The sequence below is a fragment of the Achromobacter agilis genome, assembly GCF_900496965.1.
Classification (GTDB): domain Bacteria; phylum Pseudomonadota; class Gammaproteobacteria; order Burkholderiales; family Burkholderiaceae_B; genus Achromobacter; species Achromobacter agilis.
Genome location: NZ_UFQB01000024.1, coordinates 101863 through 112196, shown reverse-complemented (window position 1 = coordinate 112196; position 10334 = coordinate 101863). Strand labels below are relative to the sequence as shown.

At 68.6% G+C, this 10334-nt stretch carries 11 protein-coding genes; 6 read left to right on the top strand and 5 right to left on the bottom strand.

All coding sequences use genetic code 11. From position 1 onward, the window contains the following. Positions 1-348, bottom strand: a 348-nt coding sequence (locus tag AGI3411_RS30545; protein ID WP_425265372.1) for a hypothetical protein, incomplete at its 3' end; no start/stop codon positions are given. A gap of 23 nt (positions 349-371) precedes the next feature. Between AGI3411_RS30545 and AGI3411_RS23800 the strand changes: the two genes are divergently transcribed. The 4 genes from AGI3411_RS23800 to AGI3411_RS23785 all read left to right on the top strand — a co-directional run bounded on the left by AGI3411_RS23800 (position 372) and on the right by AGI3411_RS23785 (position 4306). Beyond that, positions 372-1238, top strand: coding sequence for a DUF2950 family protein (locus AGI3411_RS23800; RefSeq protein ID WP_244240438.1), 867 nt, complete (start codon positions 372-374; stop codon positions 1236-1238). A gap of 173 nt (positions 1239-1411) precedes the next feature. After that, positions 1412-2392, top strand: a complete 981-nt coding sequence (locus AGI3411_RS23795; RefSeq protein WP_165359253.1) for a YVTN family beta-propeller repeat protein — start codon at positions 1412-1414, stop codon at positions 2390-2392. Between the two features lie 112 nt (positions 2393-2504). Then, positions 2505-3296: a polysaccharide deacetylase family protein gene (locus AGI3411_RS23790; RefSeq protein WP_129529793.1), complete on the top strand. Its 792-nt coding sequence runs from the start codon at positions 2505-2507 to the stop codon at positions 3294-3296. Between the two features lie 2 nt (positions 3297-3298). After that, positions 3299-4306 carry a sterol desaturase family protein gene (locus AGI3411_RS23785; protein WP_129529792.1) on the top strand — a complete coding sequence of 336 codons (1008 nt, stop codon included), beginning with the start codon at positions 3299-3301 and terminating at the stop codon, positions 4304-4306. Between the two features lie 33 nt (positions 4307-4339). On the opposite strand, the gene AGI3411_RS23780 is transcribed toward AGI3411_RS23785, so the two are convergent. Further along, on the bottom strand, positions 4340-4981 hold the full coding sequence (locus AGI3411_RS23780) for an HD domain-containing protein (protein ID WP_129529791.1): 642 nt from the start codon (positions 4979-4981) through the stop codon (positions 4340-4342). Between the two features lie 106 nt (positions 4982-5087). Between AGI3411_RS23780 and AGI3411_RS23775 the strand changes: the two genes are divergently transcribed. Beyond that, positions 5088-6053, top strand: a complete 966-nt coding sequence (locus AGI3411_RS23775; protein ID WP_129529790.1) for a GlxA family transcriptional regulator — start codon at positions 5088-5090, stop codon at positions 6051-6053. A 26-nt stretch (positions 6054-6079) separates the two neighbouring features. On the opposite strand, the gene AGI3411_RS23770 is transcribed toward AGI3411_RS23775, so the two are convergent. Both AGI3411_RS23770 and AGI3411_RS23765 read right to left on the bottom strand, forming a co-directional pair. Continuing rightward, on the bottom strand, positions 6080-6589 hold the full coding sequence (locus tag AGI3411_RS23770) for an acyl-CoA thioesterase (protein ID WP_129529789.1): 510 nt from the start codon (positions 6587-6589) through the stop codon (positions 6080-6082). Positions 6590-6639: 50 nt separating this feature from the next. Continuing rightward, entirely contained in the window at positions 6640-8091 is a 1452-nt protein-coding gene (locus AGI3411_RS23765) for a DUF1254 domain-containing protein (RefSeq protein WP_129529788.1), read from the bottom strand. A 222-nt stretch (positions 8092-8313) separates the two neighbouring features. On the opposite strand from AGI3411_RS23765, the gene selD reads away from it, so the two are divergent. Next, the gene (selD, locus tag AGI3411_RS23760; RefSeq protein ID WP_129529787.1) at positions 8314-9375 is read left to right on the top strand and encodes a selenide, water dikinase SelD; all 1062 of its coding nucleotides are present in this window, start codon (positions 8314-8316) and stop codon (positions 9373-9375) included. Positions 9376-9396: 21 nt separating this feature from the next. On the opposite strand, the gene AGI3411_RS23755 is transcribed toward selD, so the two are convergent. Then, a complete protein-coding gene (locus AGI3411_RS23755; protein ID WP_129529786.1) occupies positions 9397-10314 on the bottom strand; it encodes a LysR substrate-binding domain-containing protein in 918 nt (305 codons plus the stop codon). Positions 10315-10334: the final 20 nt, after the last annotated feature.

Below are 10334 nucleotides of genomic sequence, written 5' to 3'. Positions count from 1 at the left end.
GGCGATGCCGCCGCGAACCGTGGCCAGGGGCAGGGGCGCCAGGCCAGCCAGGGCGGGGGCGCGCGCGAACGGCCCCAGGGCGGCGCGCAGGCGCCGCACGACCGGGCCTCGGGCATGTCGACGCAAGACCGTCAGGCCGCCGCCCAGCGCCAGCGCGCGGACGAATCCGCGGCGCGCAATCGCGGCCGCGCATCCAACAGCACCAATGCGCTGAGCGACGCCGGCAACGGTGAACGCATGCGCCAGCAGAGCCATCGCGGCGAGATGAGCCGCGGCGGCGGAGGCGGCGTCCCGCGTGGCGGTGGCGGACATGGTGGCGGAGGGCGCGGCGGTGGTGGTGGCGGACATTTCGGCGGCCGGAGATAAGCACCATGGAAAACAGAGCTTTCATGACTTTTGCCCGTTTGCGCGCGCTGGGCGCCGCCTCGGCGCTGGCGCTCGGGCTGGCGGCTCCCGCCGCGGGGCAGAGCCTGTATCCCAGCCCGCAGGCGGCCGCGGATGCTTTCGTCGACGCGATGGCGACCGGCGACCTCGACGGGCTGGCCAAGGTGCTGGGGCCGAACCATCAGCGGATCGTGCCCGGCGGCGTGGCGCAAGAAGACATTTACCGCTTCCTGGCGGCCTGGTCCCGCAAGCATGAAATCGTCGCGGACGGCGGCCGTTCGTGGCTGGGGGTCGGCGACTCGGGCTGGACGCTGCCGGTGCCCATCGTGCGCGCTGGGCACGGCTGGCGCTTCGATCCGGCGGCCGGCACGGCGGAAATCCGCCGCCGCGCGATCGGCCGTAATGAGCTGACCGCCATCGAAACCCTGCAGCAGTTGCAGGCGGCTCAGGCCCGCTACAAGGACGGCGTGGGCCAGGGGCGCTATGCAGACCGCCTGGTCAGCCGGCCCGGCGAGCGGGATGGCCTGTACTGGCCAGAGCTGCCCGGTTCGCCGCAGCAGGCTTTCGGGCCGAACGCCTTGACCATGGGGCCGGACGTGCCCCTGGACGATGCCTATTATGGGTATCGCTACAAGGTGATCCCCGGTGGGCGGGACAATGCATATCGCATCGTTGCATGGCCGGCGCGCTACGGCCAGACCGGCATCGGGTCCTTCGTCGTCGGCCCCGAGGGCGGCGTGCTGGAGGCCGATCTGGGACCCTCGTCCGCGGCGCGCGCGGCGGCGCTGCGCGAGCGCGATATCACTACGGGAAACTGGGTGACCGCGGACGTGCAACCCATTGGCATCAAATGACTTTTTCGGTTTTCGGGGGCGGATGGGAACACGCTTGTTGCTGGGTCGCAACAGGCGTGTGAGTTTGTCGCGAAAGCCCGGGTTGACGCGCTTTTGTCAGGCCGCCGTGCCTACAATGGCGAGCATCGGGACCTAGCCCGATTTCCCCTTGCCGGACCTAGAAATTGAACCCCATGCATTTTGTCCGCTACGCCCTATTCGGCGTAGGGATGGCGCTTAGCGCCGCGGCGGCATCTGCCCCGATTTTCGTCCTGAACTCCCTGGACGCCAACGTCAGCATCATCGATCCGGCCACCTACAAGGAATTGCGGCGCGTGCCCACGGGCAAGGAGCCGCACCACCTGTATCTCACGCCCGACGAAAAGTCCCTCATGGTGGCCAATGCCACGGGCGACACGATCACGCTGATGGACCCCAAGACGGGCGAGGTGCAGCGTACCCTGACGGGCATCGTCGATCCCTACCAGCTGCAGTTTTCGCCGGACATGAAGTGGTTCGTCACGGCGGCCAACCGCCTGGACCACATCGATATCTACGCATGGAAGCCGCTGGAAAAGGGATTCGACCTGACGCTCGTCAAGCGCATCCCGGCGGGCAAGACGCCCAGCCATATCATGATCGACAAGAACAGCACGACGGCCTACGTGACGCTGCAGGACAGCGACGAGCTGATCGCCATCGACCTGGCCACGCAGACGCCGAAATGGACGGTGCCCGTGGGCAAGACCCCCGCCGACGTGTTCCTGACGCCCGACCAGAAAACGCTGCTCGTCGCCTTGACCGGCGACTCCTACGTCGAGGCCTATGACGTCAGCAACGGCCCGGCCAAGCTGGTGACGCGCATCAAAACCGCCGCCGGCGCGCACGCCTTCCGCGCGCAGGGCGACCACCGCCACCTGTTCGTGAGCAACCGCACGGCCAATTCCATCAGCCGCATCGACATGCAGACGCTTGCCGTCACCGACACCTTCCCGGTGCCCGGCGGCCCGGACTGTATGGACGTGCTGGCCGACGGCAAGACGCTGCTGGTCACGTCGCGCTGGGCGCGCAAGCTCACCGTGGTGGACCTGGAGCAGAAGAAGGTCTCCAATCAGGTGCCGGTGGGCAAGTCCCCGCACGGCGTCTGGACGCTGAACCATGCGCCGACCCGATAGAAAGAGCCCCCACGCTGCGCACGCTGCGCGTGCTTGCTGCCCCCCGAGGGGGCGTCTTTTGCCTTGGGGCGGCCCTGCGGCAAAAGAAGGCCCCCACGCCGCGCGTGCTTTCATGGGCTTGCCGCGCAAGTTCGCGGCAGCGGCGGTTCTGGCGCTGCTTGTTCCCGTTGCAGGCGCCGCGGAGCAGGCCACTTGCGACAAGCCCGTCTACCTGACGTTCGATACCGGCCACATGGGCGTGGCGCCGCTGGTGGCCGAGGTGCTGGCGCGGCATCATGTGAAGGTCACGTTTTTCCTGGCCAACGAACGCACGCTGACCGGCGGCTCCAGCCTGGATGACGTCTGGGCGCCGTGGTGGAAGGCGCGCGCGGCGGAAGGCCACGCGTTCGGCTCGCACACCTACGATCACGTCTACTGGCAGGGCGACCTGCCCGGCGGCAAGTTCCGCGTCAAGCCCAGCGCCGGCCCCGATGCGGGCAAGCGCGCCGAATGGACCGCCGAACAGTATTGCGCCGAGATCAAGCGCTCCGTCACCCGTTTCCACGAGATGACGGGGCAGAACATGCTTCCGCTGTATCGTGCGCCGGGCGGCAAGACGTCGCCCGCGCTGTTGCGGGCCGCCAAGGCCTGTGGGTTCGAGCAAGTGGGCTGGGCGCCCGCCGGCTTCCTGGGCGACGAACTGCCCAGCGACAAATACCCCAATGCCCGCCTGCTGGACCAGGCGCTGCGCACCATCAAGCCCGGCGACATCCTGCTTGCCCATCTGGGCATCTGGTCGCGCCAGGATCCCTGGGCGCCGGCCGTGCTCGAGCCGCTGATTGAAGGTTTGCAGCGCAAGGGCTATTGTTTCGCTACTCTGAACACGCATCCGTCCTATCGCGGCTGGATCGCCACCCATCATTGACCATGGATACGCTTAGTCAACTTTTCGGAGAATGCCAGCAATGGATCTTCGAGACGGCGATTCAGCCCGCGCTGTTTCATCTGGGCCTGAGCAACTTCATCGAGGACGGCTATGACGCCACGATGTGGCTGCTGGTCGGCCTGCTGCAGGTCGCGGTGCTGGTCCTGGTCTTCGGCCCCCTGCAACGCCTGCGGCCGGTAGAGCCCGTCACCGACCGCCGCCAGATCGGCATCGACGTGCTGTACACGCTGGTCCACCGGCTGGGCGCGTTCCGGCTGGTGCTGTTCTTCACCATCGACCCGCTATGGGACAGCGTGTTCGGCCAGCTCCACGTATGGGGCTTCGCGGGGTTCCAGCTGGACCAGTACTGGCCCGGCGTGACCGACAAGGCCTGGGTCAGCCTGATCATCTATCTGCTGCTGTTCGACGCGGTGGACTACTTCTACCATCGCGCCCAGCACCGCTTCGGCTGGCTCTGGGCGTTGCATGCCGTGCATCACAGCCAGCGTCAGATGACGATCTGGAGCGACGACCGCAACCATCTGCTGGACGACATGCTGCGCGACGTGCTGGTGGTGTTCGTGTCGCAGCTGGTGGGCGTGCCGCCGGCGCAGTTCGTGATGGTGGTGGCCATTACCCAGCTGGCGCAGAGCTTTTCGCATGCCAACCTGCGCATGCATTTCGGCGCCCTGGGCGAACGGCTGCTGGTCAGCCCGCGTTTCCACCGGCACCATCATTCCATTGCCTACGACGCCTCGTCGCCGGGCCCCGCGGGCGGCTACAACTTCGGCGCGCTGTTCCCCATCTGGGACGTGCTGTTTCGCACCGCCCGCTTCGGCGTGGGCTACGGCCCCACCGGCATCCACGACCAGCAGCCCGAGGCCGGCGGACGGGACTACGGCCGCGGCTTCTGGTCCCAGCAGTGGCTGGGGCTCAAGCGGCTGACGGGTCGCGACCGGGAACCCGCGGGCGTGCCGTCGGATCCGCCGCCCGCCGCCGAGCGCGCCTGACGCGCGTCCCGGCGGCGGCGAACCGCCCCGGCGTCAGCCCGCCCAGCGCGAATTGCGGATGACATCGCAGAAATTGCCGGGCCGGAAGGCCGGTTCCTTGTCGGCGATCACGTCGCCCTTGACGTTGCCGAACGTCGTTTGCGGCTTGTGCCTGATGCCGTCGTAGAAGGCCTGGATGATCTCCTCCTTGAACCGCGGCCCGCGCGGATGGGCCGCCACCACGGCTTCGCGTTGCGCGTCGCTGTATTCGCCATAGGTCAGGCCCAGCACATCCATTTCGACGCCCGCGGTCACCAGCGCGACGACAGGGTCCATGAATTCGGGAATGCCGGGCGTGGTGTGCAGCGCGATCGCCGTCCAGACGAGTTCGATGTCGCGCGGCCCGATGCCGCGGCTTTGCAGAAAATCGCGCGCCGCGTTGGCGCCGTCCACTTCGAAGCGGCAGCAGCCGCTGCTGTGCCGGTGCGTCAGCCCCATGTCGTGGAACATGCAGCCGCAGTACAGCAGTTCCGGGTCGAACTTCAGTCCGCGCCGCCTGCCGGCCAGCGCGCCGAAGTAATAGACGCGGCTCGAATGGTGGAACAGCAGCGGCGATTCGGTATCGCGCACCAGCTCGGTGATTTCACGGGCAAGCTGGCTGTCGGGGATCTGGATGTCGTCGATGGAGAAAGTCATGGCAGAAGCCTTTCGGTAGAGGTTGGCAATTCATTTTGCTGCCGCACTAAAATGGCCTCAATAGGCGTAATACGCCAATTGCTGCCAAATACCGCGATCTGCTGCCATGACCAAAACCATAGCCGTGCTGGCCCTGCCGGGCGTTCAGATGCTTGACGTGTCAGGCCCGCTCGACGTCTTCGCCCAGGCCAACGCGGAGCTGGGGCGCGCGTACTACACGCTGCGCGTGGTGGCCTACGAACCGGGGCCCGTGCGCAGCTCGTCGGGCGTCTGCCTCTTGCCCGACGCAGTCGTGGGCGAGCCGTTGCCGCGCGTGAACACGCTGCTGGTCGCCGGCACGCCGCATGCGTCGCGCGCCGTGCTAAGCACACCGGCGCTGCAATGGATCCGCGCGACGGCGCGAGACGCCCGGCGCTACGGGTCGGTCTGCACCGGCGCCTTCGTGCTGGCCGCCGCGGGCTTGCTGGACGGGCGCCGGGTGACGACGCACTGGAACGCGGCCCGGGAATTGCGCCTGGCCTATCCGCGTGTCGAGGTCGAGGAAGATGCGCTGCACGTGCGCGACGGCAAGCTGCGCACCTCGGCCGGCGTGACGGCCGGGCTGGATCTGGCGCTATCGCTCGTCGAAGAGGACCTGGGGCGCGAGGTGGCGGCGAAAGTGGCGTCGCAGCTGGTGATGTTCTTCAAGCGCCCCGGCGGGCAGCTTCAGTTCAGCCGCAAGGGTCAGGCCGGACCGGTCGGCAGGTCGGTGTTGCAGGAGGTGCAGCGCTGGGTGGCGGCGCACCCGCAGCTGCCGTTGTCGGTAGAGGCCCTGGCCGCGCATGCGGGCCTCAGCCCGCGGCACTTCGCGCGCCTGTTCCACGCGGAGGTCGGCATCACGCCGGCGGCCTGGGTGGAAATGACGCGTGTGTCGGCGGCCCGGGCCCTGCTGGAGGGGGGCGTCGCCACGCCCAAGCAGGTGGCGGCGCAGTGCGGTTTCGCCAACGTGGATACTTTGCGCCGGGCCTTCGTCAAGCACGTGGGGGTGTCGCCCGCGACGTACCGGCGGCACCACGGCAGCGGCCCGGACTGAACGCAGGCCGGCTGCCCGCGGGAGGATCAGGCGCCGGGCAGGGCGTCGTGCGTGGTCTCGCGCTTGATCTCGCCGTGCCGGCGTTCCATTTCCTGGCGCAGTTCGCGGCGCAGCCTGGCTGCTTCCATGCGCTGCTTTTCCTCGAGCGTGCGCGGCGCAAGCGGCGGCACCGCGGTGGGGGCGCCCTGGTCGTCTACCGCCACCATCGTGAAGTAACAGCTGTTGGTGTGGCGCACGAGCTTCTTGCGGATGTCTTCGGTGACGACCTTGATCCCGATTTCCATGGATGTGCGGCCCGTGTAGTTCACGGCGGCCAGGAAGGTCACCAGCTCGCCTACGTGGATGGGTTCACGGAACACGACCTGGTCGACGGACAGGGTCACGACGTACTGGCCGGCGTACCGGCTGGCACAGGCGTAGGCCACCTGGTCCAGATACTTGAGGATGGTTCCGCCGTGCACATTCCCTGAAAAATTCGCCATGTCGGGCGTCATCAGGATGGTCATCGACAATTGGTGGCTAAAGGCGTCGTCCATGGCGGGCGTTGAATCTCGGATAAAACGCCTATGGTAGCGGCAGGCGCCCGTCATGGCTCCGTCTTTTCGGCGTCCTCCGCGTTTTCTTCCTGCGGCGCGTCCCGCAGCGCGGCCGGGGGCACCCACAAGCCGTCCAGCAACGCCGGTTCGGGCCGGTAGACGCGCAGCAACACGCTGACGGGGCCCGAAGGCGGCAGCGGCAGCCAGTTGGACTGCGCGTCGGGCGCCGGGGCCGCATGGCTGATACGCACGTCCAGCGATCCATCGGCGTTGTAGCGCAGGGGATCGCGGCTGCCGAGCGCGTAGCGGCCCAGGGGATTGGCGGCGGGCATGCCGTTGGCGTCGTAGGCGGCCAGCGACCACAGCGCGCCCGCGGGCGGAAGCTGGCCGCTTTCGAAGCGCAGCGCATAGCCGTGCGCGCCGTCCAGCGGTGCGCCCTGGCTGTCGGCGGCCAGCAGCAGTACGGTCAGGTCCTCGGGCAGGCCCGAGCCCGGCTGCGCCTGCGCAGCCAGCGCGCGCCGCAGGTAGGCGTTGCCGTACACGCCGATGCTGCCGGTTTCCTGCTGCCAGCCGTTCACGCCGCGCACGGTGCCGCCCGCGGCAGCCGCCATGCGTTCGCGGGCGGCCCGCAGCCCCCGGCGCATGCCCTGTTTGGCGGGATGGTCGAGTTTGTCGAAATCGAACGGCCGGCCGGGGATCAGGCCGACGCGGCGCAGCTGGGCGAGTACGGGCTGGTCCGTGGGGTGCGGCGGATTCCTGCGCAGCAGCTCGGCCGCGTAGGTGAAGAAGGCGTCCGTCGGCATGGATTCCACTTGCTCTCGCACCGGAGTGGCAAGGTCCAGGGACGGATCGGCGCGCAGCCGCTGTGCCTGCGCCGGGAGGTTCCATTGCGCAAGCGGCGTTAGGATGAAGCCGTCTTGCAAGGCATGGACCTCGGGATAGTCGGCCGGGCCGTCGGCCTGGATCAGGCTCCTGGCCCACACATGGGCGGTGGGTGCGTCGATGCGGGCCATGCCCGAGGGCAGGGTGCCGGTCCAGCCCGGCGGCACGATCGCGGTATTGCCCTTGGCCGTGCCCGTGCTGCGCTTGCCGAACGTGGCGAAGGCGTCGGTCCACATGTCCAGCAGCGTCAGCGTGTAGTGCCGCCCCTGCGTGTCCGGCGTGGACAGCACCACCGGCCCGGCCGTCAGGTCCAGCCAGGCGGCGCTGCGCAGCATGTCGGGGTTGGCCCAGGGCGCGGCGGCGCCCGGCGCCGGCAAGGCGCGGCCGTGCAGGAAGGTGTTGGCTGGCGCGCCTTGCGCGCCCCGCGACGGATGGGTGGCCTGGCGGCGGGTCAGGTCCATCGTCACCAAGGGATAGAAATAGAGATAGCCTTCCATGGCCGTCTGGCGGGCCGATTCGGTCGCGGCGGCGGCCGGGGTGGGCACGGCAGGCGCCGCGCCGGAAGCGGCGGGCGCGAGCGCGGCGGCGAAAGACAGGGCCAGGGCAACAAGGCGGCGCATCGGCGTTCCTACGGACTTGCGGAAAAAGACGGGGATGGCGGCCATCGTAGCAGCGCCGGGAAGGGCCAAAATCCGCGAAAAAACAGGATTCCGACGCCAATTCCAGCGATAGGGCGGCATCCGTGGAAGGCGGGCCGCTGTCCGTGGCCGCGCGCTGCCGCAAGCGCGCACGATCCGCCGGGCGCCGGTGCTATGCTTTTTGATTGGCGTATGGAGATCGAAATGCCCCAGGATGTTGCGAGCGGCGCGGTGCCGCGGTTGACTTCGCTTTCGCACGGCGGCGGCTGCGGCTGCAAAATCGCGCCGGGCGTGCTGTCGGCGCTGCTGGCGCGCTTTGGCCCGGCGGCCAGCTACCCGAACCTGATGGTCGGCACCGAAACCGCCGATGACGCGGCGGTGTACCGGCTCAACGACGAGCAGGCGCTGATCGCCACCACGGACTTCTTCATGCCGATCGTGGACGATCCGTTCGATTTCGGCCGCATCGCGGCGACGAACGCGCTGTCGGACGTGTATGCCATGGGAGGCACCCCGATCATGGCGCTGGCGATCGTCGGGATGCCGATCAATGTGCTGCCGCACAGCGTCATCGCGGATATCCTGCGCGGCGGCGAATCCGTATGCGCGGATGCCGGCATACCGGTGGCGGGCGGCCACAGCATCGATTCCGTCGAGCCCATCTACGGCCTGGCGGCGATGGGGCTGGTGCATCCTGCCCGCGTGAAGCGCAACGCCGATGCCCGCGCCGGCGACGTGCTGATCCTGGGCAAAGGCCTGGGCGTGGGCATCCTGTCGGCGGCGCTGAAAAAGAATCTCCTGGACGTCGCGGGTTACCGCGTCATGATCGATACGACGACCCGCCTGAACCGGCCTGGGGCCGCGCTGGCCGCGCTGGACGGCGTGCACGCGGTGACCGATGTTACCGGCTTCGGTCTGCTGGGCCACGCGCTGGAAATGGCGCGCGGGGCGACACTGACCGCGCGCCTGCGGCTGGAGTCCCTGCCGTGGCTGCCCGGCGTGCAGTCCTACGCGGCGGAAGGCGTCGTCACTGGCGCGTCCGGCCGCAATTGGGCGTCCTACGGCGCATCCATCCGTTTGGGCGCCGCGGTTACCGATACCCAGCGCGCCTTGCTGACCGATCCGCAGACGTCCGGCGGCCTGCTGGTGTCGTGCGCGCCGGAGACCGCCGGCGCGGTGCTGGATCTGTTCCGTGAACAAGGCTTCGATCAGGCCGCCGTCATCGGCGAGATGACAGCCGGCGAGCCCGTCGTGTGCGTGGAATGAACCCCCGGGGGGTGGCCGGCCCTACGCGGTCAGGTCGCGCGCGGTTGCCGCGGCCTGCTCCACCAGCCATTGCATGACGACTTCCGCATCGGGCGTGCTGCGGCGCGCATTGCGGACCAGCCAGTAGGCAAGCTCCGTGGCGCGGGCGGCCTGCCCGCCGACGGCCTCCAGGCGCTTGTCGGCAAGCATCGGCGCGATCAGCGCCAGCCGCCCCAGCGCGATGCCATGGCCCGCCAGCGCCGCATGCACGATCTGGTCGTACTGGTTGAAGCGCAGCATGCCCTTGGCGGCCACCCGGCCCAGGCCGCGCGCATTCAGCCATTCCGACCATTGCAGCCAGGGCCGCGTTGGATCGTCGAATTCCAGCAGCACGTGGCGCTGCAGCTCGCGCGCATCCAGTTCGCGCGCCCCGAGGGAAGGGTGCGCCACCGGCACCACCGATTCTCCGAACAGCCAGACCGCGCTGTCCGGCACGCTGTCGCGCAGGCTGTAACGGATGGCGATGTCCACGTTTTCGCGGTCGATGTCGATGAGCCGGTTGTCCGCGGCCACGCGCACGTCGATATGCGGATGGGCCGCCTGGAAGTCGCCCAGCCGGGGCAGCAGCCAGAGCGAGGCCACGCCGATGGTCGTGGTGATGGTTACGGGCGTGCGGCGTTCGGGCGCGCGCAGCTGTTCGGTCAAATCGCCCAGCTGGCCCAGCCAGACGTCGGCCATACGGAACAACTGGGCGCCTTCGGAGGTGAACGACACGCTGCGGAAGCCGCGCACCAGCAGGGGCACGCCCAAATGCGCTTCCAGCGCCCGGATCTGGCGGCTGACGGCGGACTGGGTGACATGCAGGTCCTGGGCCGCCAGCGTGATGCTCATCCGGCGGCCCACGGCCACGAAGCCGCGGACGAGATCAAGCGGTGGAAGTTTGGCCAGTGGATATGGCATTCGCAAAACTCATGCGTATC

Bases quoted from the DNA above. Each gene is read 5' to 3' on its own strand.
- AGI3411_RS23800 (WP_244240438.1), top strand. From the start codon at position 372: ATGGAAAACAGAGCTTTCATGACTTTTGCCCGTTTGCGCGCGCTGGGC.
- AGI3411_RS23795 (WP_165359253.1), top strand. From the start codon at position 1,412: ATGCATTTTGTCCGCTACGCCCTATTCGGCGTAGGGATGGCGCTTAGC.
- AGI3411_RS23790 (WP_129529793.1), top strand. From the start codon at position 2,505: ATGGGCTTGCCGCGCAAGTTCGCGGCAGCGGCGGTTCTGGCGCTGCTT.
- AGI3411_RS23785 (WP_129529792.1), top strand. From the start codon at position 3,299: ATGGATACGCTTAGTCAACTTTTCGGAGAATGCCAGCAATGGATCTTC.
- AGI3411_RS23780 (WP_129529791.1), bottom strand. From the start codon at position 4,981: ATGACTTTCTCCATCGACGACATCCAGATCCCCGACAGCCAGCTTGCC.
- AGI3411_RS23775 (WP_129529790.1), top strand. From the start codon at position 5,088: ATGACCAAAACCATAGCCGTGCTGGCCCTGCCGGGCGTTCAGATGCTT.
- AGI3411_RS23770 (WP_129529789.1), bottom strand. From the start codon at position 6,589: ATGGACGACGCCTTTAGCCACCAATTGTCGATGACCATCCTGATGACG.
- AGI3411_RS23765 (WP_129529788.1), bottom strand. From the start codon at position 8,091: ATGCGCCGCCTTGTTGCCCTGGCCCTGTCTTTCGCCGCCGCGCTCGCG.
- selD (WP_129529787.1), top strand. From the start codon at position 8,314: ATGCCCCAGGATGTTGCGAGCGGCGCGGTGCCGCGGTTGACTTCGCTT.
- AGI3411_RS23755 (WP_129529786.1), bottom strand. From the start codon at position 10,314: ATGCCATATCCACTGGCCAAACTTCCACCGCTTGATCTCGTCCGCGGC.